Origin of the sequence: Inediibacterium massiliense (assembly GCF_001282725.1) — a bacterium.
GTDB lineage: Bacteria > Bacillota > Clostridia > Peptostreptococcales > Thermotaleaceae > Anaerophilus > Anaerophilus massiliensis.
Genome location: NZ_LN876583.1, coordinates 35,138 through 60,852 on the forward strand (window position 1 = coordinate 35,138; position 25,715 = coordinate 60,852).

Genomic DNA, 25,715 nt, shown 5'->3' on the forward strand with positions numbered 1-25,715 from the left:
GTGAAAATATAGAATAAGCGAGAAAATGATTAGCATTACACTGTTTGAGCATAGCGAGTTTGTAATGCTATTTTCGATCGTTTCTTTATATTTTCCAAATTTGAAAATTTAGTGACGTTTTTTATAACTTTATCTACAAGCTATACTAGAAACTCTAGTAGTTTTTATTTTGTACACTTTACATTGAAAAAGACATAAAAATAAGGAACAATTATTAAGAATTTTATTGTAAAACTTATATAAAAATAAAATCTAATAAAATAATTTTAGCCTACAGGCTTATTATTTTATCAGATTTTATTTGGAATCTATCTTGATTTTCTAAATTGTTTACTACTCATCATGCTTTTTTCAAGAACTTGTAAAGACTCAAGTGATGCTCCTGTTCCCTTTGCCACACACTCAATAGGATCTTCTGCAATATAAGTAGGAATTCCTGTTCTTTCCTCAATCAGCTTATTGAGTCCATCAAGGAGTGACCCTCCTCCTGTCATGACAATTCCTCTATCACTAATATCTGCTGCAAGCTCTGGTGGAGTTCTCTCAAGAACAGAATGAACTGCATCTGCAATAGCCATTACAGGCTCCTCTAGTGCATAATACATCTCCTCAGAAGTTACTTTAAGTGTTCTAGGAAGTCCTGACACCAAGTCTCTTCCTCTACACTCCATAGTTTGAAGCTTTGTCTTTGGATAAGCAGTTCCAATATTCATTTTTAAATTTTCCGCTGTTCTTTCTCCTATTAATAAATTATGTTTTTTTCTCATATACCGTACAATAGCTTGATCAAATTTATCTCCTGCACTTTTTATAGATCTATTGGCTACTACCCCTCCTAGAGAAATAACTGCTATATCTGCAGTACCTCCTCCAATATCTACTACCATATTTCCATCAGGCTTGGATATATCAAGTCCTGCCCCGATAGCTGCTGCAATAGGTTCCTCAATTAAATATGTAATTCCCCCACCAGCCTCTGTTGTAGCTTCAATGGCTGCTCTTTTTTCTACTTCTGTTACTCCACTTGGTACACAAACAATAATTTTGGGTTTGAAAAGTTTTCTTTTTCCACAAGTTTTATGGATAAAATATCTAAGCATTCTCTCTGTTACTTCATAATCAGAAATAACACCATCCTTTAATGGTCTAATGGCCACAATGTTTCCTGGTGTCCTTCCAAGCATTTTTCTTGCTTCTTCTCCTACTGCCAAAAGCTTATTTGTATTTTTATCAATGGCTACTACTGAAGGTTCTTTTAGTACAATCCCCTTCCCTTTTATAAATACTAAAACACTTGCTGTTCCTAAGTCAATCCCAACTTCCATTCCTAATCCAAACATATTGATCTCCTTCCATCCTATATCAATAAAACTCTATTTCCATATTATCGTCATTTCCTTAATTGCTAATTTTTAAAAAGTTTGTTTCATTTAGGATAAATTTGTCACATCAACTTAAGTATATTCTATATAAATCTTATAAATCCTTTTATTTTTTAAAGATTTTTCCATTCATTTTTTGAAATTCATTTTTTGTTCTATGAAATAGAAAAGGTGCATATTATGTATCAAAGGCCTTAATAAAGGGGGGTTCACAATTGAAAGATTATATAGAAGAAAGAGCAATGGAAATAGCTGAATACATCATAAATGAAAAAGCTACTGTTCGCCAAACTGCTAAAGTCTTTGGTGTAAGTAAGAGTACTGTACATAAGGATGTTACCGAACGCCTTCCTAAGATAAACCCTCTAGTAGCACATCAAGTAAAAACTATATTGGATAAAAATAAAGCAGAAAGACATATACGAGGTGGTAAAGCAACTAGGATGAAATATAAAACAACTCATGAATAATTCAAGAAAATAAATAAAACAGGGATTTTCCCTGTTTTATTCTTTTTTGATTGGAAGGAATGGAGATGGATCTATAGTTTTTCCATCTACCAATATTTCAAAATGAAGATGGGGTTCTTCAGAACTTTCAAATAAAGCAGTTTTTCCTATTCCACTAATAACCTGTCCTTTTCTTACTAGATCTCCTACTTTTACCATTTCTGTAGTGCTTAAATTAGCATATCTAGTAATGACATCATCATCATGGGATATAGTAATCATAGTCCCTAGTTTTGGATCCTCTGTAATTTCTACAACTTTGCCTTTTAAAGCAGCTACAACTGGTGTATTTAGGGGGGCTATTAAGTCTATTCCATCATGAGTAGTGTATTGTTCTAATGTCTTTGAATATACAAGCTTTTCTGCTGCATAATCCATACCTTTTTTCCCTTTTACAGGAAGGGCTATGCTTTCTATTTTTTCTTCTTTGGACTCTTCTTTTACATCCTCTTTCACTATATTTTCTTTTACTGGTTTTGATTCTATAATTTGAGTCTGGTCTTTCTCAGCAGAAACTTGTTGTGGTTCATTCACACTTTCTATGACGCTAGCTGATTCCTTTTCATCTGTCTGCCAAAAATCGTCCATTTCTTCTGTCATAGATGGCTCTTTGACTTCCTCTTTAGGAACTTGATCTATATGTTCCTTTGTTACCCATGCAGATACAGTTCCTACAATACATACACATAGAAATAGAATAATATAAAAGCCTTCTTTACTCCATACTTTTTTTGTGAATTTTTTCATATTCTCACCTCCATCTAGTATTCTTGCCACCTAGATGGATTTCATACATCAGAAATACACATTTTTATTTGAGTTTTTCAATTTCTACTCCTACATAATAATGCTTTAATATATCTTCAAAAGAATATCCTTCTTTGGCCATTCCATTAGCTCCCCACTGACTCATACCTACTCCATGACCATACCCTACTGTAGTAAATTTCACTTGATCTCCTTGGATATCCATTTTAAAATTTGCTGAGCGGAGGCCAAATAATTCTCTAATTTCTCTACCCTTTAGGATCTTATTTCCTACCTTTATTTTTAAAATCCTTCCTCCTTCACTTCTCTCTACTATTTGTATATCTGTTGAAATGGTAGAAGGTGAAATGATACAATCATTATATTTTTGCTTGATTTTACTTACAAAATCAGAGACAGATATCATTTGGTTATCTGTAAAATGAGGTGCGTCCTTTTCATAAGGACTTTCTACACTTCTAAGATAAGGCACCCATGCAGCAAAAACATCTTCTGAATTTTCCGTTTTTCCGCCACTCGTAGAATGAAACAAAGGTTGATCAATAGGTTTATCATCATAAGTCATAATCATTCCCCTTGTTTCTTCTACAGCTTCTTCTATCTTTGACCAGTAATTGCTCATCCATTGTTCTGACTTTATACTAGTCAACTTTTCTTTAGAAAGCCATACCTGACAATGAACCGTATCACAAAGCTCTGCCTTTGGATGAACTTGATTTCCATTTTTTTTATAAGCATTCATTCTAGACACCGCATAGCTTCTTGCTGCTACCGCTTGTGCTTTTAGAGCCTCCATTTCAAAGGTTGCTGGCATTTCTCCAGATATGACTCCTTTTACATACTCTTCTAAATCTAATGTTTCTACTTTCTTTTCATTTTGTAAATAAACATGAACTTTTTGATCAATTTTTAAAATTTTTTCTTTTGATTTTTGTATAGGAGATTTTTGAATATCACAGCTTTGTATCAAAATCATAGGAATAATAATGATAATTCCTAAAATACTCCCCATCCAAATGAATAAATTCTTCATAAGTTCTCCCCCTTTTGTATCTTCTGTATAATCTACCTCCTACATTTTATGACTATAAAAATATGGATAGAACAACAAAATCGCATGTTGCTTATGCAACATGCGATTTTTTATTCTTCTCTTCTTATTTTTGCTCCTAAAGCCCTTAGTTTATTTTCAATTTCCACATATCCCCGATCAATGTGATATATATCTCCTATTTCTGTAGTTCCCTCTGCTACCATGCCTGCAAGAATCAATGCTGCTCCTGCTCTTAAATCTGTAGCCTTCACTTGGGTTCCCTGAAGTTTGTCCACTCCTTGGACTACAGCACTTCTTCCTTCTATCTTAATATTTGCACCCATTCTTTTGAGTTCTGCTACATGCATAAATCTATTTTCAAAAACTGTTTCAATCACTACACTTGTTCCCTTAGCCACACTCAAAAGTGTCATAAATTGTGCTTGCATATCTGTAGGAAATCCAGGGTAAGGTAATGTTTTAATGTCTGTAGGAATAGCCTTTCTTTTTCCTATGACTCTAATACTATCTGGATTTTCCTCTATTTCTATTCCACATTCTCTAAGTTTTGCAATCATAGGTTTTACATGATCACTTAGACAATTTTCTATGGTTACATCTCCACCACTAAGAGCTGCTGCTACCATGAAAGTTCCCGCTTCAATTCGATCAGGAATCACTGTATGTCTAGTTCCTCCTAATTCTTTGACTCCCTCTATCTTTATAGTATCTGTTCCTGCTCCTTTTATTTTTGCACCTAAACTATTTAAAAAATTAGATAAGTCCACAATTTCAGGTTCTTCTGCTGCATTTTCTATTACAGTTGTTCTCTTTGCCATGGTTGCAGCCATCATAATATTTTCTGTCGCCCCAACACTTGGAAAATCCAAGTAAATTTTATCTCCTATCAATTCTTTTGCTTTTGCCTCTACATATCCATGTCCTACATCAATATGTGCACCTAATGCTTGAAGTCCTTTAAGATGCAAATCAATGGGTCTAGTGCCTATAGCGCATCCTCCTGGAAGAGATATCTTTGCTTTTCCTTTTCTAGCAAGAAGAGGTCCCATTACTAAAAAAGATGCTCTCATCTTTCTGATGAGTTCATAAGGTGCTTCATATTGATCAATATTTGCTGCATTAATTTCTATAGATCCATTTTTCATATTTCTTTTCACTTTTGCTCCTACAGATCCTAAAACTTCACCAATTACCTCTACATCTCTAAGAGCTGGTATATCTTCTAATATACAAGTATCCTGTGCCAATAAAGTTCCTGCTAAAATAGGCAATACAGAATTTTTTGCTCCACTTACTCTGACTTTTCCATATAATGCTGGACTTTTCTCTACAACAATTTTTGCCACATCACGATCCTCCTTTAGCTTCATATTCTTATGCTTGTGGCCTAACTCAAATCAATAACTTATAGCAATAAGTGGTGTTCCTATCCAAATATATGTTTTCTTTTCATAAGAATTATACCTTATTGCCAAATGTATATTTACTTTATTTCCTCCATAGCTTATATGATCTTTTATTTTGTTACTATATCCCGTAGTACTGATCATATTTTGATTTTCAAACTTTTCAACCTCTTTGATTTTTAAATTCTTCATTATATCTTCTATCATTTGATCTTTTGTCTCACGTTCTAATTTTCCCACATAGCTTCCTGTAATGCAAGAGGTAAATGTAGTTGTTCCAAAATAATTTAATACTTTTTTTATCTTTTCTGTTTCCTTATGAATATCTATGACTTCATGATAAACCACATCTACTACTATATTTGTTTCCTTTATATCTTCATTTTTCATAGATTGAATGATCAAAGATATATCTTCTTGATTTCCTTTTTTTCCTTGAATACAAATTTGAGTATTTTGTTCATCTGATGTATTTAGTATTTGTATATCTTTCATCATTAATTCTTTCGAAATAGACAAAGCCATTTTTTCCCCTTGTTTTGGGTCTGTATATTTTCTTATACTTGTATGACCATTGAGATTGATCTGTTCTAAATTCCCCTTAGACATTTCAAAAGCTTTTAAAATTCCCTCTTCTTTTGTAAAAGCATCTGTATGATTCATAGTCAATGTAAAACATATTCCAAATATAAATGAATAAAGACAAATCTTTTTTATCATTTTTTTCAAAATCTCATCTCCCTTGAAAATAGAAAGGGAAGAGAATTTATTATCAAATATGTTAAAGGGGGACGAAAACATATTTTAAAACTTCTCTCTTCCCTTGTTATTAAAAGTATTGACTGAGAGAGATGAGAATATACATTTTTTAAAATTTTTTTAATCCTTTTTTGTACGCTCACAAACTTCACACTTTATTCCCATCAATTGATCTAAAAAATTAATTTCTTTAAATTCATCTGCAAAAAAAGAAGCATCCCTTTGTAAAACTTCCATATGCTTTTTACATATTTTTTTATTTCTAATATTTAAAAATTCTTTTGGTAAAGAAGGAATTTTATCCATAAGTACATTTTCTTCATCTACTGCATCATCATTTGCAAGTACTAATGCAATTTTTCCTCTTGTCTCTCCCATATCTACTGTTTTGTAATCTTTTTTGAATTCTTTAGATAGATCCATAAATTCTTCTGCAATATCTAATCTTACACTATTTTCAATAATAATTTTTTGTACTCTTTCATCTTTACATTTTTCTTTGATTACTTTTATGGCTTCTTCTTGATAAATTTGATCATAAGTTAAAGCAAATACTACTCTTTCTCTAAATTCTCCAAGCCAAACTTTCTTTTCATCTGCCTTTATTTCAGGTGTTCCAATCACTCCATATTGTACATATTTCTCCAAATCATTATTGGTCATAAAAAATCCTCCATATTTTAAAAATTATTATTACTTTATTATGTATCCATTTATAGTCATTGCATTTTTTTTATTAGTTATTCATATAAAAAATAAAAGACTTTCAATTGAAAGTCTTAAATAATCAAATCCAAACTCACTATTTGTTCCGTATGTCATATCACATCTATAAGTTTTCTTTTTCTCCTGTATGTTCATTTGACTTTGAATAATTCCTACAGAAAGCCCTAAAGACTCATGATTTAGGATAGGTTTAAATCATAGTAACTGTTCCTGTGATTCTTCCTATTTTATAGCTTTTAATTTTGCTATGTCATTCCAATTTTTTGAGGTTACTAATTCAACAGCACTTAAATCCTCTTTTATTGTATCTAATTTTACATTAACTTCTGTTCTAAATTCAGTTAAATCAGCAGTTTGTTCATAAACTGTTTCTATTTTATTGCTTATATTATCAAGTTTGTGATTTATTTCATTTCTAAACTCTTTATTATCTTCTTGAATTTGTTTTATTTCATTCCTAAACTCTTTATTATCTTCTTGAATTTGTTTTATTTCATTCCTAAACTCTTTATTATCTTCTTGAATTTGTTTTATTTCATTTCTAAACTCTTTATTATCTTCCTGAATTTGTTTTATTTCATTTCTAAACTCTTTATTATCTTCCTGAATTTGTTTTAATAATTCTAAAATTTCTTTATCCATATTTTCACCACCATTTATTGTCTTATAAATGAATTATATCACTTTAGCCTATTCTCATCAATATCTCATCGAAAAAACCTCGAAGACAAAACTTAGTTCGCCTACGAGTTTTTTTATTTAAGATAAGTTTGAATCACGATACCTGTCCCTATGATTCTATAATAATTTTTTTAGCTTTTAAAGATTTCATATTCTCCATACATAGATGATGTTTTCCCTGTTCCTATACGTTCCATTGTTTGATCTAATTTATCTATTTTCTTTCCTAATGTATCAAGCATTCCTACAATGACATTTAGCGCATCCTTTAAATCTTGATCCATATATATCCCACCCTTTATTTTGAGTATACCAATTATATCATATTTGTGAAATCAATTCTATTGTGAAATTATTACAATTATTTTTTCTAGTATTTTACACTCAAATAAACCAACCCTACCAAATACTTCTTTTAATCTATGAGGTCTTTTGTTGTCTAGGATAGACTTCAATCATGGTACATGTTCTATTTAATTTTATTCTTTCTAAAAAAATCTCATAGATAAACTAACTTCTTAGTCTTTCTATGAGATCTTTTTTATTTATATCTTTGTAATTTCATCTTATAGTTTAGTTTATTGCATTGATAATTACAGTTACTGCTTCAGCTCTTGTAGCATAATTACTTGGCCTAAAAGTATTATCTTCATATCCACCAACAATTTTTTGAATTGATGCTACCCTAATTGCATCTAATGCCCATAAACTAATTTGATCTTTATCTGTAAAAGAAACATTTCCTATTACTTGATCTAATCCTATAGCTTTTACAACCATAACTGCCATTTGTTCTCTAGTAATTAAATCATTAGCTCCAAAAGTATTCTCATTATATCCACTCACTATACCTTTTGCATAAGCTGTTGAAATATAATCTTTTGCCCAATGATTTTGTGTATCTGTAAATACTTTTCCTGATGTTAATTCTAAGTCAAGTGCTTTTACTAATACTGTAGCAAACTCAGCTCTTGTAATCTTGTTATCTGGTTTAAAAGTTTGATCTGGATATCCACTAATTGCTTTTGTTTTCACTAAATCATTAATAAATGATTCTGCCCAATGTCCTTTTATATCTGTTAGTACATTTACTATTTCTTCTTTTTCTTTTTCTTCTTCTTTTTCTTCTTCAATATTTTTTTCTACAGCTAATACTGCAAACTTTGTAAAATGATCTGTTTGTCCGCTTACCTCTTCAGAAGATTTGTTTACTTTTATATGATCTAATTCTATCCATTTATCAGTTTTTTCATTTAACCAGAAAAGAGATACACCATATTTTTCAAAATCTACTTTAGATTTATCAAAAGGCAATATTAATTTCACTTCTTTTTTAAAATCACCATCTTTATCTTTTGTGATTTCAAATACATCTCCAGCAAATTTTGCATTCTTATTCATAGGTAGTTTAGAAATATTACTTACTTTTTCAATTTTCACTTTAAAGTCTGAACTCATTGCATTAGAAGGAATATCTAGTACAACACCTTTTTCTTTTACAGTCATAGATTCAGATGCTTTTATTGTATTATCAGAGGTTGAAGTACTACTTCCACTACTACTACTTTTACTAGAAGATGATTTTTTTAAAGTTGTACCTTTTATAGTTATTGTATTTGATTCAAATTGCTCAGCATCAATTACTCTTACTCCAAATTTATATATTGTACTTGAACTTAAACCTGTTATTAAATATCCTTTTTCTACTTTTTGCGCTGTCACTTTTTTATCGTTTACTGAAAATTCAAGTTTTTCTCCCGCTTTAAGATTTCTTTCAACTTTTAAAACAACATCATTTCTTCCAATTCTTACAATCTCTAATTTTTCAGGTGCATACACTGCTTCTCCTACTAAAACCGTACTTAAGTTTGTACTAAAAATAACATTGTTTCCACTTCTAATTGCTTCTCTGTATTCCCAACGTCCTGCTCCTCCATCATGAAAACCTGCTACAGCTTTATTTTCTAATTCTTTAGGAATAGGAAGATTCAATTCTACATTTTCTAATTTTGCTAAACCTGTTACTACTACTTTTAAAGCGTTTACAGGTCTATTTACATTCAATTGTGGTTTTTTAATTTCAATAACAGGTTTTTCTCCTTCTCCTAAATTTAGGGCTGGTAATTTTATTTCTATTACTCCTAAATTTTCTATTTCAATTGGTACTATGGCTGGATCAGTTTTTCCATCTTTAACTTGAAGTTTTTGGTCAAGGTCTATTTTACCATTTTCATCAGGTGTTTGCTTGTCTATTACTACAACTTCTTTTTGTTCAACATGTACTGTATATTCTGCTTTTGAATCATCTTTTGCAACTACAGTAATTTTTACTGGATTGCTAAAATCTATTTCCATGTTGTCTGTATATGCTTGGTCTCCTATTGAAACCTTTGTACCTTCTGATGCTTCTATGTATGTTTTCATATTGCTCAAATTTTCTTGTTTATTTACAGCTACTGTAATTTCTTTTTTATCTTCGTCAATTCTTCCTATATATTTATCATTCAGTCTAAATGCTTTTATTGCTTTTTCATTAGAAGGCTTTGTCGGTTGATCAGCTGCTTTTACTATTACTTTTACTTCTGCCATTAGCATGTCATCATTTTTAATATTTCCTTCAAGTATTAATTCACCCTTCAATGTATATGTACCTGTTTGATCTTTTTTGTACCCCTCTGATTGCCATTCTACTTTTATTGATTCTTTGTGTGAATAGTCTTTTTGTCCTGTCTTTTCATCATAAACTTCAAGTGTTACGGTTACTATTTCTGGCAATCCTATATTTTTAAACTCTGTACCCAAATCTACTTCAATATCTTCAATTTCATCTACTGCATATACTTGATCATACACTACCCCTGTTACTGTTTCCTTTGCCTCAGCTGTTATTGGTGATGCCATAGGTAATAAACTAAATACCATAGCTACCACTAACAACATAGCTAAATCACGTTTTTTTTGCTTTCCTACTTTCATTTTTTATCCTCCTTTTTTTATAAAATATCACCTTTCAATTACCTTCTCTCTATTCCTCTCACCTCCTCAAGTATATATCCTGTTCTATTTGTTAATAAAATACAGTATATACATATACTTGTATTTTAACATATATCAGGATTATTTTTTTGTTTTTTTAAAAAATATTCATTTTTTCATATGTTCTTAACATTCAATTTTTAAGTTTGATGAGGTAAATCAGTATATAATTCAAGAGACAGGTATAATGTAAAATTTAAATCACGGTACCTGTCCTTCTGATTTTCAATAAAAAAAATCCTAAACCTTATAAGGTTAGGATTTTTTTATGACTCTTAGTCTTATTTCTGCTTTTTTTAATGCTCTTTGTGCTCTTTTTTTATCTATCTCTTCGCTACCACTTTGAAGTCTTTCCTCTGCTCTTTTTAAAGATTCCTGTGCCCTTTTTTCATCTATTTCTTCTGGCCACTCAGCAGCATCTGTAATAATAGTCGTCTTGTCTTCTTTTATTTGAATAAATCCTCCTGCACAAGTTGCCTCTTTATATTGTCCGTTTTCTTTAATCTTTATGATTCCAATTTGCAGAGGACTTACTGTAGACATGTGATCTTTTAAAATTCCTAGATCCCCTTGTGTAGTTCTAACTACAATTTGCTGTACAGAACCTTCAAAAAACTTTTTATCAGGTGTAACAATTTCAAGTTCAAAGGTTGAAGCCATTTGTATTCACCTGCCTAACTTTCTTTCTTAGCATTCTCAACTGCTTCCTCAATAGTTCCTACATATAAAAATGCAGATTCTGGAACATCGTCATGCTTTCCTTCAAGAATTTCTCTAAAGCCTCTGATTGTTTCTTTAAGAGGCACATATTTTCCTTGCATTCCTGTAAATTGCTCTGCAACACTGAATGGTTGAGATAAGAATCTTTGCATTTTTCTTGCACGAGATACTACAAGCTTGTCTTCATCAGATAATTCATCCATTCCTAGGATTGCAATAATATCTTGAAGCTCTTTGTATCTTTGTAGTACTTCTTGTACTTGACGAGATACTCTATAGTGTTCCTCTCCTACAATAGCAGGGTCCATAATTCTTGATGTAGAATCTAGAGGATCCACTGCTGGATAAATTCCAAGCTCTGATATAGAACGGGAAAGTACTGTAGTTGCATCTAAGTGAGCAAATGTAGTTGCTGGAGCTGGGTCCGTTAAGTCATCTGCTGGCACATATACAGCTTGTACAGATGTAATAGAGCCTTTTTTTGTAGATGTAATTCTCTCCTGTAATGCACCCATCTCTGTAGCTAATGTTGGTTGATATCCAACAGCACTTGGCATACGTCCAAGAAGAGCGGATACTTCTGATCCTGCTTGAGTGAACCTAAATATATTGTCAATAAATAAAAGTACATCTTGTCCTGCTTGATCTCTAAAATATTCAGCCATTGTAAGACCTGTTAGAGCTACTCTCATTCTCGCTCCAGGTGGCTCATTCATTTGTCCAAATACCATAGCAGTTTTATCTATAACTCCTGATTCTATCATTTCATGATAAAGGTCATTTCCTTCTCTGGTTCTTTCTCCAACCCCAGCAAATACAGAAAGTCCTCCATGTTCTTTTGCAATATTGTTAATAAGCTCCATGATAAGTACAGTTTTTCCAACTCCTGCACCACCAAATAGTCCTACCTTACCACCTTTTGCATAAGGTGCGATAAGATCTATTACCTTAATTCCTGTTTCAAATATTTCAGAAGAAGTTTCTTGCTCTTCAAATTTAGGTGCTGCTCTATGAATAGGAAGCTTTTCTTTAGCCTGTGATGGACCTTTTAAGTCAATAGTCTCTCCTAATACATTAAAAAGCCTTCCCAAAGTTTCTTTTCCTACGGGTACAGAAATAGGAGCCCCCATATCGATTGCCTCTGTTCCACGAATTAGTCCATCAGTAGATGACATGGCTATACACCTTACTGTATCATCTCCTATGTGTTGTGCAACTTCTGCAACTATTTTTTTACCTTCCACATGGATTTCAATAGCATTGAGTAGATTCGGAAGGTTCCCTGGCGCAAATTTTATATCCAAAACAGGACCGATAATTTGAACAATCTTTCCCACATGACTTGCCATGTTCATTCACATCCTTTCTTTTGGTAGAGCTATTTAAGGGCTTCTGCTCCACCAACAATTTCAGCAATTTCTTGAGTAATTGCCGCTTGACGTGCTCTGTTATAATGTAGTGTCAATTTTCCAATCATTTCTTCTGCATTATCTGTAGCATTTTCCATAGCTACTCTTCTTGCAGCTTGTTCACTTGCGGCAGCTTCCACCAACGCTCCATAGATGGTACTTTCTATGTACTGAGGAACCAAATATCCTAAAAGTCCTTCAAGAGATGGTTGATAATCTATATACTCAAACTCTTCTTCCTTTTGATCTGTCTTTTCTACACTTAAAGGAAGCAGCTTAATTCTTTCAGGATTTTGAGATACAGTACTGATAAATTTCGTATAAACCAAGTAAACTTCGTCTACCATTTCTTTATCATATAATTTCCTTGCCAGTTCCCCAATCTTTTTTGCATCTGCATAAGTTGGGCTCTCTGATATATGCACAAATTCTCCATCTATTGTATATTTTCTATTTCTAAAATAATCTCTTGCCTTTTGACCAATAGAAATAATAGATGTATTTTCTTGATTGTCCATATTTTCTACTGCTTTTTTTATGGAATTGACATTATATCCACCACACAAGCCTCTATCCCCAGTAATGACAATGTAACAGCTTTTTTTGACTTCTCTTTGAGTCACATAAGGATGTCTTATTCCATTACCTTTTGAAAAAATATCTTTTACAGTTTTTTGAATGGTTTCAAAATAAGGTCTTGAGGTGTCAGCTTTTTCTCTAGCACGTCTTAATTTTGCAGAAGATACAAGCTCCATCGCTTTTGTAATCTGCTTTGTATTATTTACACTCTTGATTCTTCTTTTAATATCTCGCATACCCATTCCTGCCATGTATTCACCTCCATACAATGGGGTCTATATGATCTTTGCTACTTAAAACTTTTTATAAAGGATTCTATGGCGGATTTTAGCTTTTCTTCTAATTCATTTTCAAGCTTTCCAGTACTTTTTATTTCTTTTCCTACTTCTGGATGGTTCTGATCCATAAAATCAATAAATTCAGATTCAAATCTTTTTACTTCTTTTACTGGAATTTCTCTTAAATATTTGTTTATGGCTGCATAAATAACCATTACTTGATGCTCAACCTTCATAGGAGCATATTGAGGTTGCTTTAAGATCTCCATAAGTCTTTCTCCTTGCTCCAATCTCTCTCTTGTATCTTTATCAAGTTCTGAACCAAATTGAGCAAATGCTGCAAGTTCTCTATATTGAGCAAGCTCCAATCTAATTTTTGATGAAACTTTTTTCATAGCTTTAAGCTGCGCATCTCCTCCAACTCTGGATACAGAGATTCCTGAGTTTACTGCAGGTCTTTGTCCTGCAAAGAAAAGCTCTGATTCTAAGAAAATCTGACCGTCTGTTATGGAAATTACATTTGTTGGAATATAAGCAGATACGTCTCCTGCTTGAGTCTCAATGATTGGTAAGGCAGTTATTGATCCTCCACCTAAATCATCATTTAATTTGGCAGCACGTTCTAGTAGTCTACTATGAAGGTAGAATACATCTCCAGGATAAGCTTCTCTTCCTGGTGGACGTTTTAGTAATAAAGACATGGCACGATATGCAACCGCATGTTTTGAAAGATCATCATAAATAATAAGTACATCTTTTCCACTATGCATAAACTCTTCACCCATGGCACAGCCTGCATAAGGTGCTATATATTGAAGGGGTGCTAATTCACTAGCAGTAGCAGATACGATAATGGTATAATCCATTGCCCCATGATTTTGTAGAGTATTTACAATTTGAGCTACTGTTGATTTTTTTTGACCAATAGCGACATAAATACATATTACATTTTCTTCTTTTTGATTAAGTATTGTATCAATTACAATAGCAGTTTTTCCTGTTTGTCTATCTCCGATAATCAACTCTCTTTGACCACGTCCAATAGGAGTCATGGCATCTATAGCCTTAATTCCTGTTTGTAATGGTTGATGAACAGATTTTCTCTCTATAACTCCTGGAGCATTTGTTTCAATAGGTCTATATTTTTGAGTTTGTATAGGGCCTTTTCCATCAATAGGTTGACCTAGAGAGTTTACAACTCTTCCAATCAATGCATCCCCTACAGGTACTTCTACAATTCTTCCTGTTTGCTTTACAGTGTCTCCTTCTTTGATGTTTTCATCAGATCCTAAAAGTACACATCCTATGTTGTCTTCTTCTAAGTTTAGGGCCATTCCATAGACTTCATGAGAAAACTCCAAAAGCTCTCCAGCCATACATTTTTGTAGTCCATGAATTCTTGCAATTCCATCGCCCACCTGAATAACAGTTCCTATATCTGTTGCTTCTAATTTATTTTCATATCTTTTAATCTGCTCTTTAATTACTGAGCTTATTTCTTCAGGTCTGAGATTCATTTTTTATCACCGCCTAAACGATTATTTGCGTAAGTTCTTTTTTTAGTTGATCCAAACGATTTTTAATTGTATGATCAATCACTCGATCTTCTATTTTCACGAAAACTCCACCTATGATGGATGAGTCCACTTCATTCTTAAGTGTCACCTGACTTTTCGTAATGGTAGAAAGTTTTTCTTCTATGGTAGCTTTATATTCATCCTTTAATGGTATAGCTGTAATAACTACCCCTTCTACTTGATTATAATGCTTGTTTACAAGATTTTTGTATTCTTTGTTAATACCTTCTAAAGCAGTAGTTCTATTTTTATCTACAAGAATTTTTAAAAAGTTCATTACTTCTTTACTGATTTGATTTTTAAATACATCCTCTATCATTTCTTTCTTTTCTTCTTTACTCATTTGAGGTGTATTATATAATATAGAAAACTCTTGATAAGTTTTGAAAGTTTCTACAATAAAAGATAATTCTTCCCTATATAAGTCCAACCCATTCATCTCAGTGGCTACTTCAAATAAAGCTTGAGCATAGGTTTTTTCAATTAGTTTTGCCATTTGGCATCTCCTACCTCATCTAAAAAATCTTGGATTAATTTTTGATGATTTTCTTCTTTTAAGTTTTCATTTACAATTTTACCAGCAGCCATAACTGCAAGGGAAGCCACTTCATCTTTTAATGTATGAATTAATTTTTCATGTTCTCTTTTTGTTTCTTCTTGTACTCTTTTCATTACTTTAGAAGCTTCTTCTTCTGCTTCTTTTACGATGGAAGAAGCCCTTTGTTCCGCTTTTTTAGAAGCCTCCTCTATCATTTTTCTTCCCTGTTGTTCTATTGAATCTATTCTTCCTTGATATTCTTTTTTCATCTCATCTGCAAATTTATTTTTCTTTTCTGCTTCTTCAATAGACTTTACAATATTGTTTTGTCTATTTTCCATAAATTCTTTTACGGGTTTAAAAAGTAACTTTTTAAGTACTATATACAATATGAATGTATTTAACAATTGAAGTACTAATGTCCATCCATGTAATGATACTAATCCCATAATTCTTTAGCGCCTCCTTTCTAGTAGGTCCTTTGTTTTAAATCATTATCCCAAAAGCTTAACTAGTGGATTTGCAAACAATAAAATTAAAGCAACGATTAATCCATAAATACCTGTTGTCTCTGCTACAGCAGCACCAAGTAACATAGTTCTTATAATATCTCCTTGAGCTTCTGGTTGTCTTCCAACTCCTTCAGCCCCTTTACCTGCTGCATACCCTTGTCCAATTCCAGGTCCTATCCCTGCGATCATAGCAAGACCTGCTCCAATTGCTGATGCTGCTAATATTAATGCTTTTCCTGTAATAGGTTCCATTATGTATTCCTCCTCTTAATTTTTATCATTTTTATTTTTTGTTTCTAACCTAAAAGCTTTAATAATGGATTTGCAAATAGTAACAATAAAGCAATAATCAAGGCATAAATCCCTGTTGTTTGGGCTACTGCTTGACCTAGCAACATAGTCTTTATGACAGTAGATTGAAGCTTTGGCCTTCTTCCAACTGCTTCAGCTCCCTTTCCTGCTGCATATCCTTGTCCAATTCCTGGTCCTATCCCTGCAATCATAGAGATTCCTGCTCCAATTGCTGATGCTGCTAGTACAAATACACTTCCCTTTTGACTTACTAATGGATTTCCAAAAAGCATAATCAGTGCTACAACTAAGGATAAAATCCCTGAAGTCTCTGCAATCCCTGCTCCTAAAAGCATTACCATAGTAGATTGGTTAGAATCTTTAGGATTCATACTTGTAGCTTCAGCAGCTTTACCTGCTGCATACCCTTGTCCAATCCCAGGTCCTATTCCTGCTATAACTGCAAATCCTGCTCCTATAGCAGAGGCTGCTAAAATAACAGCTTTTGTATCAAAGGATGCAATCCAATTTAAAAATTGTATCATAAAATTGGCATTTTCCATTTCTTCACCTCCCTTTTTCAGTGGAGTATTAATCCATAGCCATGGAGACAAATACCATTGTCAACATTGTGAAGATAAATGACTGCAATATTCCTGAAAACAAATCAAAATAAAGATGAAATGGTGCAGGAATTGCGGCTTGAAGTATTGGTATACTGATTCCAAGTTTTGTACTAAAAGCTCCTAAAGCCCCATACAAAAGGCTCATGATAATAACTCCTCCTACAATGTTTCCAAACAAACGAAATGCTAAAGAAACAGGAGTTGCAAGTTCTCCAATCACATTTAAAGGAGTCATTACAACGAATGGTTCTGTAAATCCTTTTAAGTAAGTTCCTACACCTTTACTTTTCATTCCAAATCCATGAATCATACAAAAAGTAATAAGCGATAAACCTAATGTAGTATTTACATCTGCTGTAGGAGGTCTAAATCCAAGAAGTCCTGATAGATTTGCACATGCAATAAACAGCATAATAGTTCCTATGTAAGGTGCAAAACCAATTTTATCGTCTCCCATAGTCTGTCCTGTGAGACTATAAATTCCATCTACCACAAGTTCTATAAAATTTTGCATTCCTTTAGGTATTTTCTCAAAATTTCTTGTGGCTAGATAAGAAATTATGATTAAACCTGCCATAATAATCCAAGTAGTAGTCACTGTTTCTGTTACAGGAATTCCTCCAGGTAGTGTAAATACAATATTTGGTCCAAATCCTCCTTCCACTATTATTCCTCCTTTCTTGCAAAAATTTTTTTATAAAATGATAAATCATTAAATAGATTTGTAACTAATATAACACATTTTATCATTACTAAACCTATTATTACCCCAATGATATGTAAATAATCAGCACGAATAGATACAAAAATTACTACTCCATTGATCAAGTACCGAATATAATATTGGCTTGCTGTATACACTTGAGCTTTTCTTGGATCCATAAAAGCTGCTTTTTCTAAAGTAATGGCTAAAGCTCTGAAATTTAACATACCAATAGCCGTTCCAAATACCAAGCCTAATATCATAGATTGAGGATGTTTTAAAAAAATTGCAAACCCAACATTTAAACCAATCATAACCATTGTGGTATATGTAAAAATTTTTTTTTGTACTGCCCATGTATGTCCCAAGGAGTCACTTCCTTTCTACTGAGTGCCTCATATTTACCATTTGTAGACTTTTGAAGTATCCAAAGGTTTTCGTGGCCGATTTCTAATGAATTGAAATATTGTGAAACTTTTAACTAAAAATTTTTACTTGTTTTTAAAATCTCTCATGACCATTTTATAAACATGTAAAAAAGATGTGCCTATCCCTAAAATAATACAAATCAATAAAAATATAAAATTTGTTTTAAATTTTGCATCTAACCAATTTCCAGCATATACACCTGCAAGGATTGGAATGACCATGCTGATGCCTATTTGTGTAATTAATGTTATATTCTTCATAATGTGAAAAGTCGATCTTCTCATAAAAAAAAATCCTTCCCCTTATATCATTATATCATCTATCGGGAAATATACAAGCATATATATTTATTACCCATTATAATTTTGTACAATTTTATTATACCATTTTTCTACTTTTTTAGTATATATTCAATAAAAATTCCCAGTTGTATACATCCATACAACTGGGAATTGATTATATTTCCATATTTTTTAAATCATCAGCAATGATTAACTTTGCTTCTGTAGCTTCTTGTACTTGTTCTATTGTATATTCTGGGTTGATTTCAGTTAAAACAATCCCTTTATCTGTTACTTCCATAACTCCCATTTCTGTAACAATCATATCTACTTGTCCTGCTGCTGTAAGTGGAAGATTACATTCTTTTAATATTTTTGCTTTTCCTTTTGCAGTATGTGTCATAGAAATGATTACTTTTTTAGCTCCTACTACAAGGTCCATAGCTCCACCCATACCTGGTACCATTTTTCCCGGAACCATCCAATTTGCTAAATTTCCTTTTTCATCTACTTGTAATGCTCCAAGTACTGTAGCATCTACATGTCCCCCTCTGATGATTCCAAAAGATACTGAACTATCAAAGAAAGCTGCACCTGGTACTACTGTTACTGGTTGTCCACCAGCATTTACTAAATCTTTATCTTCTTTTCCTTCTTCTGGTACGGATCCTAATCCTATAAATCCATTTTCAGATTGAAACATTACATCCATATCTTTTGGAATAAAGTTCGCTACCATAGTAGGAAGACCTATCCCTAGGTTTACAACGTCTCCATCTTTTAATTCTTTTGCAACTCTTCTAGCAATAATTTCTTTTGCATTCATTTTCTACACCTCCACCATATAATCTACAAATAGTCCTGGAGTCATAACATCACTTGGGTCAATTTCTCCAACTTCAACGATTTTTTCTGCTCCTACAATTACTAGATCTGCTGCAGTAGCCATAAGTGGATTAAAGTTTTTTGTTGCTTTATTAAAATATAGGTTTCCCTTTTTATCTGCAATAGAAGCTCCAATTAAAGCAATGTCTGCTTTTAATGGTTTTTCTAATAAGTATTCTTCTCCATCTACTTCTACTTTTTGTTTTCCTTCTTCAACAATAGTTCCTACTCCTGTTTGTGTTAATACTCCACCTAAACCATTTCCGCCTGCTCTAATTCTTTCAGCTAAAGTTCCTTGAGGAGTCAATTCAACTTCAAGTGTTCCTGCATTCATTTGATTTCCTGCTTCTGGATTTAATCCAATGTGAGAAGCAATCAATTTTTTTGCTTGCTTGTTGATTAATAATTTTCCAATTCCTCTATCAGGCCAGCCTGCATCGTTTCCAATAATTGTTAAATTTTTTAATCCCTTTTCTACTAAAGCATCCATAAACTTTTCTGGTGTTCCAGCTGCCATAAATCCACCTATCATAATTGTCATTCCATCTTTAATATGACTCATAGCTTCTTCTAATGTTACTATTTTATTCACAAAATACACCTCCATTAATTACTCATGCCCAGCCCTTACCATTTTATCATAACTAAATAATTTTTGGACATTTTTTTTAAATCTTTTTAATATAATGTCCACTTTTGTAGATTTTTATATTTTAAAGTATTTTTTTATATGTTCAACTATTCTACAAGATGCTTGCCCATCTCCATAAGGATTCACTGCATTGGCCATTTGTTCATAATATTCTTTGTCATGAATCAATGTAGAAGTAAGATCATAAATTTCTTTTTTTTCAACTCCTACCATTTTTACTGTTCCTGCCTTTACTGCCTCTGGTCTTTCTGTTTCTGTTCTAAGAACTAGTACTGGTTTTCCTAAAGATGGAGCTTCTTCTTGAATTCCTCCTGAATCTGTCAAAATCAAATAAGATTTTCCTATTAAGTTTGCAAAAGGTTCATAATCTAATGGTTCAATCAGATGTACCCTTTCTACATCTCCTAAAATTCCATAAGCCAACTCTCTTACCTTTGGATTTAAATGGACTGGAAACACTACTTCTACCTCTTCATTTTCAAGAACAATTTCTTTTACAGCTGTAAAAATATTTTCCATAGGCTTTCCTAAATTTTCTCTTCTATGACTTGTTAATAATATAACTTTCTTATTTTCATAATCAATTTGATTTAGTCTTTCATCTTCAAAGTGATAATCAGGACGAACTACTTGAAGAAGTGCATCAATTACAGTATTTCCAGTAATTATAATTTTTTCTTTTTCTATTCCTTCTTTTAGTAGATTTTCTTCATTTCCCTTTGTAGGAGAAAAATGAATATGACTCAGTCTTCCTGTCAAGCTTCTATTCATTTCCTCAGGATAAGGAGAATACATATTATGGCTTCTTAGTCCTGCTTCTACATGTCCTACCTTTACCTGCTGATAAAAAGCTGCCAAGGCTCCTGCAAAAGTAGTGGACGTATCGCCATGAACTAAAATCATATGAGGCTTTACTTCTTTAATTACACCTTCAAGTCCCATAAGGGCCCTTGTAGTAATTTCTCCTAAGCTTTGTCCTGCTTTCATAATATTTAAATCATAATCTGGTGTAATATCAAATAAAGAAAGAACCTGATCAAGCATCTGTCTATGCTGTGCTGTCACACATACGATAGATTCTATTTTTTCATCTTTTTCTAAAGCTTTTACTACAGGAGCCATTTTAATAGCTTCTGGTCTTGTCCCAAATACAGACATTATTTTTAATTTTTCCATTTTCATCCCCCTTGTTCCTATTATATAAAAAGCCAGGAATTATCCTGGCTATTCTTTATGGCTACTTTTTTGTTTTTGCACTTCTTTATGCATACCTATACTAATATACATCAAAGCACTTGTTGCAATGACAATAAGTAAAATATCCCACGATGTACTATCACTCATAAGTGCAGCACTTGCTCCAAATATAGCACTAATTCCATACAGCACCAAAACTGTTCTTTTTTGTCCCATTCCAGTTGCCAAAAGTTTATGATGCAAATGTCCTTTATCAGGTTCCATAATAGGTCTGCCATTGATCATTCTTCTTAAAATAGCAAAGGTTGTATCAAATATAGGAAGTCCTAAAGCTAAAACGGGAATCACTGTTGCAATAGCTGTTGCTCCTTTTACTGCTCCATGAATAGATATGGCCGCAAGCATGTATCCTAAGAATAGTGACCCTGTATCTCCCATAAAAATTTTAGCTGGATTAAAATTATAAGGTAAAAATCCGATACAAGCTCCTACAATAGCCATTGTCATAAGTGGCGTAATATCCCTGCCATTCACGATAGCTACATAAAAAAGAGAAGCTCCTGCAATACTTGCCACTCCTGCTGCTAGTCCATCTAATCCATCTATTAAATTTAGTGTATTGGTAATTCCTACAACCCAAAAAATTGTAATCATAATACTTGCCCAAATAGGAAATACAATAGGTTCCTTTATAAAAGGAATATTGAGCATTCCTATTCTAAGACCACAATATACTAAAATCAAAGCACTTACAATTTGTCCCATTAATTTAGTTTTAGCAGATAATGGTCTTAAGTCATCTACAATGCCCATAAGTACAATAAAAGTTCCTCCAATAAACATCCCAATCATAGGCTTATCAATCACTGGCAAATTCATCAAAACACTAATCATAAATCCAAAATAGATGGCTAAACCACCCATTCTAGGAATAGGTTGTTTATGTACTCTTCTATCATCTTTTGGAATATCTATGGCTCCAATTTTACAAGCTAATTTTTTTGCCAAGGGTGTCATCAAAAAAGACACAAAAGCCCCTATGAAAAACACTAAAAAGTATTGTTTCACAAAAAACACTCCTTATTTATATAAGTATCCAATGTCATTTTACATGAAAATTTAAAATAACTCAATGATTTTTGTCTACTTGTCATCAAATTGTATCAATTTTATTCCTGCTTCTTCTAAAATATCCATAGATAATTCATCTGGATAATTCCCTTTAAAAACAATTTTTTTAATTCCTGCATTAATAGCCATTTTTGCACATAATACACAAGGTTGCAAGGTAGAATATAATGTAGCTCCTTGTACACTTACTCCATGATAAGCTGCTTGAATCATAGCATTTTGTTCTGCATGTAAAGCTCTACAAAGCTCATGTCTTTGTCCTGATGGAATATTTCTTTTTTCTCTTAAGCATCCTATATCTAGACAATGAGCAGTATTCGATGGAGCTCCGTTGTATCCTGTAGATAAAATTCTTTTATCTTTTACAATAACTGCTCCTATTTGTCTTCTTAAACAAGTAGATCTCGTTTTTGCAATTTCTGCTATATTCATAAAATATTCATCCCAGCTTGGACGCATTCTTTTCTCCTCCTCTTTAGTATGATAAGAGTTTCATTTATATATTCTTCATATACATTATTTTTCCTTTTATTTTGTCATAAAAAAGCTCATCACATTATTATATGCTCTTTTTTATTTTTTGTGAATCCCCCAAAAAAAAACTAAGCCTATAAATAGGCTTAGTCAGACTGTTGACAAACTATATTTAACAAAGTCATAAAAATAAGGAACAATTATTAAGAATTTGTGAAAATATAGAATAAGTGAGAAAATCATTAGCATTACACTGTTTGAGCACAGCGAGTTTGTAATGCTATTTTCGACCGTTTCTATATATTTTCCAAATTTGAAAATTTAGTGACGTTTTTTATGGCTTTGTCTATAAAAAAACTACTTTGTTCCAAATAAACGATCTCCTGCATCTCCAAGTCCTGGAATAATATATGCATGCTCATTTAATTTTTCATCTATAGATGCTACATAAATATCTACATCAGGATGAGCCTCACAAACAGCTTTTATTCCTTCTGGTGCTGCAATTAGACATACAAATTTTATATTTGTAGCACCTTTATCTTTAATAAATTGAATCGCCGCATTAGCAGATCCTCCAGTAGCAAGCATAGGATCTACTACAATTAGTTCCCTTTCATGAACGTCTGCTGGAAGTTTACAATAATATTCTACAGGCTCTAAAGTTTCTGGATCTCTATAAAGTCCAACATGTCCTACCTTTGCTGCTGGAATTAAACTTAACATTCCATCTACCATTCCAAGTCCTGCTCTTAAAATAGGAACAACTCCTAATTTTCTCCCAGCTAGCACCTTTGCTTTTGTTTTGCATACAGGAGTTTCTATTTCTACCTCTTCTAAAGGAAGAGATCTTGTCACTTCATATGCCATCAATATAGAGATTTCCTTTACTACTTCTCTAAATTCTTTTGATCCTGTATTTTTATCTCTTAATAAAGTTAGTTTGTGTTGAATCAAAGGATGATCCATTACAAAAACATTACTCATCCTATGCAGCTCCTCTCTTATTATCTATTATATTTTTTCTCAATATCAGTAATTTTGTCTATTCTTCTTTGATGTCTGTCACCTGCAAACTCTGTACTTAACCATACTTTTACAATTTCCAATGCCAATCCTTTTCCTATTACCCGTTCTCCCAATGCAAGGATATTTGCATTATTATGTTCTCTCGACATTTGTGCTGAAAAAGTATCAGATACTACTGCACATCTAATCCCTGGTACTTTGTTTGCAGATATAGAAATTCCTATTCCTGTTCCACAACATATAATACCTTTCTCACATTCTTTAGATACTACAGCTTCTGCTACCTTTGCACCAAACTCTGGATAATCTACAGATTCTGTAGAGTTTGTTCCAAAATCTTTGCAAGGAATATTGTTTTCCTCTAAGTATGCTTTAATGGTTTCTTTTAGATTGTATCCTCCATGGTCACTTCCTAAAGCAATCATAAACGCCCTCCATTCCTTATTAGCCGTTTTGATTTTATGCTACAATTTCTAGATTGTCAAGTCTTTTACTTGTTTAATTTCTTCCTTATTTTATTTTTTTTGCTAGCATTCTTAATGATTTTTCTATTTCCCTAGCACATGCTTTGTATACATCTATACTTTGTCCAAAAGGGTCAGATATATCTATTCTTTCCTTCCTATCTTCTGCATATTCTTTTAAGGTATATGTTTTATCAGAAGCTTTCGGCATCATATAAAGCACCTGCATCTTATGATTTTGTGTCATAGTAAGGATCAAATCTGAATCTTCTATAAGTTCTTTTGTCAGAAGCGTTGCTTGATGATTTTGTAGACAGATCCCTTTTTCCTTCATAGCCTCTATTGCCCCAAAAGATGCCCCTTGTCCACTAAAAGCTGATGTTCCAGCAGATATAACCTCTACATCCTTGACATTCTCTTCCTCTAATATTTTTGTAAATAAAGCTTGTGCCATACTACTTCTGCAAGTATTTCCTGTGCATACAAATAGGATTTTTCTCATTTTCTCACTCTCCAATCTGAATCACATGATATCCTGCAGCTTTGATCATTCTATTCATCACTGCATGTCCTAAAAATTTCTTTTCTACGCTTTCTGCAAATATAATATCTATATTTTCTTCATCAAATTTACGTAAAATATCAAATAAATGATTGGCAATGGTAGATAAATCTTTTCTACTTCCCATAGATAAGACTACACCTTCATAAAAATCTTTTGTTTCATCCGTACACATAATCCCCACAGAAAGACCTTCTTTTTCTTTTTCTAGCTTTATTTTTTTTATATAATCTACCATTTCATCTAAAGAACCTTCTATAATAATCACATCAGCTTTTGGCGAATAATGAGTATATTTCATTCCAGGAGCCTTAGGAACCATAGTTGTATCTCCTGTTTCAATAGCTTTATCTACTTTTATAAATCCTAGAACCTTTTCTAATTGTTCCTTTGTAATGCCACCAGGTCTTAGGATCATAGGTTCTTCTGTAACATCTACCACAGTAGATTCAAGTCCTACATCACAGCTTCCTCCACTAATGATCACATCTACTTTTCCATTTAAATCATGAATCACATGCTCTCCCTTTGTAGGACTAGGTTTGCCAGAAATATTTGCACTAGGAGCTGCCACTGGAACCTGAGCCATATAAATGAGTTCATTAGCAATAGGATGGGACGGCATTCTAATAGCTACCGTTTCTAGTCCTCCTGTAATGGCATAAGGAATTTTATCTGTTTTTTCAAAAATAATAGTCAAAGGTCCTGGCCAAAAGTTTTCCATCAATATTTTTGCCTTTGGTGGAATTTCTTTTACCAGTCCATTCAATTCTTCCACTCTAGAAATATGTACAATCAGTGGATTGTCAGAAGGCCTTCCTTTCGCTTTAAATATTTTTTTAACAGCTTCTTCATCTAAAGCATTTGCTCCTAAACCATAAACAGTCTCTGTTGGAAAAGCCACTGTTCCACCATTTCTTAAAACTTGTGCTGGAGACTTTAATTTCTCTTTTTCTATATTTTCTGGATTCATATTAATAATTTTTGTTTCTATCATTTTGTTCACCTTTTCTTCATAAATTTCTTTCATTATTATACACCAAATTAAGTTTTTGTA

31 protein-coding genes and 1 pseudogene are annotated in these 25,715 nt (G+C 32.5%); 1 reads left to right on the top strand and 31 read right to left on the bottom strand.

Going from position 1 to position 25,715, the window contains the following annotated elements:
• Window positions 1–308: 308 nt before the first annotated feature.
• Window positions 309–1,340, bottom strand: a complete 1,032-nt coding sequence (mreB, locus tag BN2409_RS00575; protein ID WP_053954721.1) for a rod shape-determining protein — start codon at window positions 1,338–1,340, stop codon at window positions 309–311.
• A 257-nt stretch (window positions 1,341–1,597) separates the two neighbouring features.
• Here mreB and spoIIID point away from each other — a divergent pair, with 257 nt between their 5' ends.
• A complete protein-coding gene (gene spoIIID, locus BN2409_RS00580; RefSeq protein WP_053954722.1) occupies window positions 1,598–1,852 on the top strand; it encodes a sporulation transcriptional regulator SpoIIID in 255 nt (84 codons plus the stop codon).
• A 36-nt stretch (window positions 1,853–1,888) separates the two neighbouring features.
• Here spoIIID and BN2409_RS00585 read toward each other — a convergent pair whose 3' ends face one another.
• From BN2409_RS00585 to BN2409_RS00715, 30 genes and pseudogenes are all read right to left on the bottom strand, one after another.
• On the bottom strand, window positions 1,889–2,638 hold the full coding sequence (locus BN2409_RS00585; protein WP_053954723.1) for a M23 family metallopeptidase: 750 nt from the start codon (window positions 2,636–2,638) through the stop codon (window positions 1,889–1,891).
• 64 nt (window positions 2,639–2,702) lie between these two features.
• Entirely contained in the window at window positions 2,703–3,692 is a 990-nt protein-coding gene (gene spoIID / locus BN2409_RS00590; RefSeq protein ID WP_053954724.1) for a stage II sporulation protein D, read from the bottom strand.
• Between the two features lie 110 nt (window positions 3,693–3,802).
• Window positions 3,803–5,059, bottom strand: coding sequence for a UDP-N-acetylglucosamine 1-carboxyvinyltransferase (murA, locus tag BN2409_RS00595; RefSeq protein WP_199872883.1), 1,257 nt, complete (start codon window positions 5,057–5,059; stop codon window positions 3,803–3,805).
• Window positions 5,060–5,110: 51 nt separating this feature from the next.
• On the bottom strand, window positions 5,111–5,839 hold the full coding sequence (locus BN2409_RS00600) for a YwmB family TATA-box binding protein (RefSeq protein WP_242847891.1): 729 nt from the start codon (window positions 5,837–5,839) through the stop codon (window positions 5,111–5,113).
• Between the two features lie 159 nt (window positions 5,840–5,998).
• Entirely contained in the window at window positions 5,999–6,541 is a 543-nt protein-coding gene (locus BN2409_RS00605) for a DUF1694 domain-containing protein (RefSeq protein WP_053954727.1), read from the bottom strand.
• A gap of 81 nt (window positions 6,542–6,622) precedes the next feature.
• Complete coding sequence (locus tag BN2409_RS17790; protein ID WP_199872890.1) at window positions 6,623–6,790, bottom strand: hypothetical protein; 168 nt, start codon at window positions 6,788–6,790, stop codon at window positions 6,623–6,625.
• Window positions 6,791–6,826: 36 nt separating this feature from the next.
• On the bottom strand, window positions 6,827–7,246 hold the full coding sequence (locus tag BN2409_RS17445; protein WP_242847887.1) for a coiled-coil domain-containing protein: 420 nt from the start codon (window positions 7,244–7,246) through the stop codon (window positions 6,827–6,829).
• 170 nt (window positions 7,247–7,416) lie between these two features.
• A complete protein-coding gene (locus BN2409_RS17075) occupies window positions 7,417–7,569 on the bottom strand; it encodes a hypothetical protein (protein WP_199872884.1) in 153 nt (50 codons plus the stop codon).
• Between the two features lie 289 nt (window positions 7,570–7,858).
• Window positions 7,859–10,261, bottom strand: coding sequence for an S-layer homology domain-containing protein (locus BN2409_RS00615; protein ID WP_053954728.1), 2,403 nt, complete (start codon window positions 10,259–10,261; stop codon window positions 7,859–7,861).
• Window positions 10,262–10,576: 315 nt separating this feature from the next.
• Window positions 10,577–10,981, bottom strand: a complete 405-nt coding sequence (gene atpC / locus BN2409_RS00620; RefSeq protein WP_053954729.1) for an ATP synthase F1 subunit epsilon — start codon at window positions 10,979–10,981, stop codon at window positions 10,577–10,579.
• A 14-nt stretch (window positions 10,982–10,995) separates the two neighbouring features.
• Entirely contained in the window at window positions 10,996–12,390 is a 1,395-nt protein-coding gene (atpD, locus tag BN2409_RS00625; protein WP_053954730.1) for a F0F1 ATP synthase subunit beta, read from the bottom strand.
• A gap of 29 nt (window positions 12,391–12,419) precedes the next feature.
• Complete coding sequence (gene atpG, locus BN2409_RS00630; RefSeq protein WP_053954731.1) at window positions 12,420–13,280, bottom strand: ATP synthase F1 subunit gamma; 861 nt, start codon at window positions 13,278–13,280, stop codon at window positions 12,420–12,422.
• A 38-nt stretch (window positions 13,281–13,318) separates the two neighbouring features.
• The gene (gene atpA / locus BN2409_RS00635; protein ID WP_053954732.1) at window positions 13,319–14,824 is read right to left on the bottom strand and encodes a F0F1 ATP synthase subunit alpha; all 1,506 of its coding nucleotides are present in this window, start codon (window positions 14,822–14,824) and stop codon (window positions 13,319–13,321) included.
• A 13-nt stretch (window positions 14,825–14,837) separates the two neighbouring features.
• Window positions 14,838–15,380 (bottom strand): F0F1 ATP synthase subunit delta, encoded by a 543-nt coding sequence (locus BN2409_RS00640; RefSeq protein WP_053954733.1) that lies wholly within the window; start codon window positions 15,378–15,380, stop codon window positions 14,838–14,840.
• Window positions 15,368–15,871 (bottom strand): F0F1 ATP synthase subunit B, encoded by a 504-nt coding sequence (atpF, locus tag BN2409_RS00645; RefSeq protein WP_053954734.1) that lies wholly within the window; start codon window positions 15,869–15,871, stop codon window positions 15,368–15,370. The genes BN2409_RS00640 and atpF overlap by 13 nt, the downstream gene beginning before the upstream one ends.
• A 45-nt stretch (window positions 15,872–15,916) precedes the next feature.
• A complete protein-coding gene (atpE, locus tag BN2409_RS00650) occupies window positions 15,917–16,186 on the bottom strand; it encodes an ATP synthase F0 subunit C (RefSeq protein ID WP_053954735.1) in 270 nt (89 codons plus the stop codon).
• A gap of 44 nt (window positions 16,187–16,230) precedes the next feature.
• Window positions 16,231–16,518, bottom strand: a complete 288-nt coding sequence (gene atpE, locus BN2409_RS17750; protein WP_334291707.1) for an ATP synthase F0 subunit C — start codon at window positions 16,516–16,518, stop codon at window positions 16,231–16,233.
• A 3-nt stretch (window positions 16,519–16,521) separates the two neighbouring features.
• Window positions 16,522–16,788: pseudogene (locus BN2409_RS17755) on the bottom strand (ATP synthase Fo subunit C); the annotation flags it as partial.
• 28 nt (window positions 16,789–16,816) lie between these two features.
• The gene (gene atpB / locus BN2409_RS00660; protein ID WP_053954737.1) at window positions 16,817–17,515 is read right to left on the bottom strand and encodes a F0F1 ATP synthase subunit A; all 699 of its coding nucleotides are present in this window, start codon (window positions 17,513–17,515) and stop codon (window positions 16,817–16,819) included.
• Between the two features lie 2 nt (window positions 17,516–17,517).
• Complete coding sequence (locus BN2409_RS00665) at window positions 17,518–17,922, bottom strand: ATP synthase subunit I (RefSeq protein WP_053954738.1); 405 nt, start codon at window positions 17,920–17,922, stop codon at window positions 17,518–17,520.
• Between the two features lie 123 nt (window positions 17,923–18,045).
• Window positions 18,046–18,243, bottom strand: coding sequence for an AtpZ/AtpI family protein (locus BN2409_RS00670; RefSeq protein ID WP_053954888.1), 198 nt, complete (start codon window positions 18,241–18,243; stop codon window positions 18,046–18,048).
• A gap of 196 nt (window positions 18,244–18,439) precedes the next feature.
• A complete protein-coding gene (locus BN2409_RS00675; protein WP_053954739.1) occupies window positions 18,440–19,090 on the bottom strand; it encodes a 3-oxoacid CoA-transferase subunit B in 651 nt (216 codons plus the stop codon).
• Between the two features lie 3 nt (window positions 19,091–19,093).
• Window positions 19,094–19,741: a CoA transferase subunit A gene (locus tag BN2409_RS00680; RefSeq protein ID WP_053954740.1), complete on the bottom strand. Its 648-nt coding sequence runs from the start codon at window positions 19,739–19,741 to the stop codon at window positions 19,094–19,096.
• Between the two features lie 114 nt (window positions 19,742–19,855).
• Entirely contained in the window at window positions 19,856–20,977 is a 1,122-nt protein-coding gene (gene wecB, locus BN2409_RS00685; protein ID WP_053954741.1) for a non-hydrolyzing UDP-N-acetylglucosamine 2-epimerase, read from the bottom strand.
• Window positions 20,978–21,025: 48 nt separating this feature from the next.
• Window positions 21,026–22,066 carry a glycosyltransferase family 4 protein gene (locus BN2409_RS00690; protein ID WP_053954742.1) on the bottom strand — a complete coding sequence of 347 codons (1,041 nt, stop codon included), beginning with the start codon at window positions 22,064–22,066 and terminating at the stop codon, window positions 21,026–21,028.
• A gap of 75 nt (window positions 22,067–22,141) precedes the next feature.
• Window positions 22,142–22,588, bottom strand: a complete 447-nt coding sequence (locus tag BN2409_RS00695; RefSeq protein WP_053954743.1) for a deoxycytidylate deaminase — start codon at window positions 22,586–22,588, stop codon at window positions 22,142–22,144.
• 372 nt (window positions 22,589–22,960) lie between these two features.
• Window positions 22,961–23,590 (bottom strand): uracil phosphoribosyltransferase, encoded by a 630-nt coding sequence (upp, locus tag BN2409_RS00700; RefSeq protein WP_053954744.1) that lies wholly within the window; start codon window positions 23,588–23,590, stop codon window positions 22,961–22,963.
• A 20-nt stretch (window positions 23,591–23,610) separates the two neighbouring features.
• The gene (gene rpiB, locus BN2409_RS00705; protein WP_053954745.1) at window positions 23,611–24,057 is read right to left on the bottom strand and encodes a ribose 5-phosphate isomerase B; all 447 of its coding nucleotides are present in this window, start codon (window positions 24,055–24,057) and stop codon (window positions 23,611–23,613) included.
• An 85-nt stretch (window positions 24,058–24,142) separates the two neighbouring features.
• The gene (locus tag BN2409_RS00710) at window positions 24,143–24,598 is read right to left on the bottom strand and encodes a low molecular weight protein arginine phosphatase (protein WP_053954746.1); all 456 of its coding nucleotides are present in this window, start codon (window positions 24,596–24,598) and stop codon (window positions 24,143–24,145) included.
• A gap of 4 nt (window positions 24,599–24,602) precedes the next feature.
• Entirely contained in the window at window positions 24,603–25,688 is a 1,086-nt protein-coding gene (locus tag BN2409_RS00715) for an L-threonylcarbamoyladenylate synthase (RefSeq protein ID WP_330375347.1), read from the bottom strand.
• Between the last annotated feature and the right edge of the window lie 27 nt (window positions 25,689–25,715).

Excerpts from the sequence above, each read along its gene's own strand:
- mreB (WP_053954721.1), bottom strand. The coding sequence starts at position 1,340 with ATGTTTGGATTAGGAATGGAAGTTGGGATTGACTTAGGAACAGCAAGT.
- BN2409_RS00585 (WP_053954723.1), bottom strand. The coding sequence starts at position 2,638 with ATGAAAAAATTCACAAAAAAAGTATGGAGTAAAGAAGGCTTTTATATT.
- spoIID (WP_053954724.1), bottom strand. The coding sequence starts at position 3,692 with ATGAAGAATTTATTCATTTGGATGGGGAGTATTTTAGGAATTATCATT.
- BN2409_RS00600 (WP_242847891.1), bottom strand. The coding sequence starts at position 5,839 with ATGATAAAAAAGATTTGTCTTTATTCATTTATATTTGGAATATGTTTT.
- BN2409_RS00605 (WP_053954727.1), bottom strand. The coding sequence starts at position 6,541 with ATGACCAATAATGATTTGGAGAAATATGTACAATATGGAGTGATTGGA.
- BN2409_RS17445 (WP_242847887.1), bottom strand. The coding sequence starts at position 7,246 with ATGGATAAAGAAATTTTAGAATTATTAAAACAAATTCAGGAAGATAAT.
- BN2409_RS17075 (WP_199872884.1), bottom strand. The coding sequence starts at position 7,569 with ATGGATCAAGATTTAAAGGATGCGCTAAATGTCATTGTAGGAATGCTT.
- BN2409_RS00615 (WP_053954728.1), bottom strand. The coding sequence starts at position 10,261 with ATGAAAGTAGGAAAGCAAAAAAAACGTGATTTAGCTATGTTGTTAGTG.
- atpC (WP_053954729.1), bottom strand. The coding sequence starts at position 10,981 with ATGGCTTCAACCTTTGAACTTGAAATTGTTACACCTGATAAAAAGTTT.
- atpD (WP_053954730.1), bottom strand. The coding sequence starts at position 12,390 with ATGGCAAGTCATGTGGGAAAGATTGTTCAAATTATCGGTCCTGTTTTG.
- atpG (WP_053954731.1), bottom strand. The coding sequence starts at position 13,280 with ATGGCAGGAATGGGTATGCGAGATATTAAAAGAAGAATCAAGAGTGTA.
- atpA (WP_053954732.1), bottom strand. The coding sequence starts at position 14,824 with ATGAATCTCAGACCTGAAGAAATAAGCTCAGTAATTAAAGAGCAGATT.
- BN2409_RS00640 (WP_053954733.1), bottom strand. The coding sequence starts at position 15,380 with ATGGCAAAACTAATTGAAAAAACCTATGCTCAAGCTTTATTTGAAGTA.
- atpF (WP_053954734.1), bottom strand. The coding sequence starts at position 15,871 with ATGGGATTAGTATCATTACATGGATGGACATTAGTACTTCAATTGTTA.
- atpE (WP_053954735.1), bottom strand. The coding sequence starts at position 16,186 with ATGGAACCTATTACAGGAAAAGCATTAATATTAGCAGCATCAGCAATT.
- atpE (WP_334291707.1), bottom strand. The coding sequence starts at position 16,518 with ATGCTTTTTGGAAATCCATTAGTAAGTCAAAAGGGAAGTGTATTTGTA.
- BN2409_RS00670 (WP_053954888.1), bottom strand. The coding sequence starts at position 18,243 with ATGAAGAATATAACATTAATTACACAAATAGGCATCAGCATGGTCATT.
- BN2409_RS00675 (WP_053954739.1), bottom strand. The coding sequence starts at position 19,090 with ATGAATGCAAAAGAAATTATTGCTAGAAGAGTTGCAAAAGAATTAAAA.
- wecB (WP_053954741.1), bottom strand. The coding sequence starts at position 20,977 with ATGGAAAAATTAAAAATAATGTCTGTATTTGGGACAAGACCAGAAGCT.
- BN2409_RS00695 (WP_053954743.1), bottom strand. The coding sequence starts at position 22,588 with ATGCGTCCAAGCTGGGATGAATATTTTATGAATATAGCAGAAATTGCA.
- upp (WP_053954744.1), bottom strand. The coding sequence starts at position 23,590 with ATGAGTAATGTTTTTGTAATGGATCATCCTTTGATTCAACACAAACTA.
- rpiB (WP_053954745.1), bottom strand. The coding sequence starts at position 24,057 with ATGATTGCTTTAGGAAGTGACCATGGAGGATACAATCTAAAAGAAACC.
- BN2409_RS00710 (WP_053954746.1), bottom strand. The coding sequence starts at position 24,598 with ATGAGAAAAATCCTATTTGTATGCACAGGAAATACTTGCAGAAGTAGT.
- BN2409_RS00715 (WP_330375347.1), bottom strand. The coding sequence starts at position 25,688 with ATGAAAGAAATTTATGAAGAAAAGGTGAACAAAATGATAGAAACAAAA.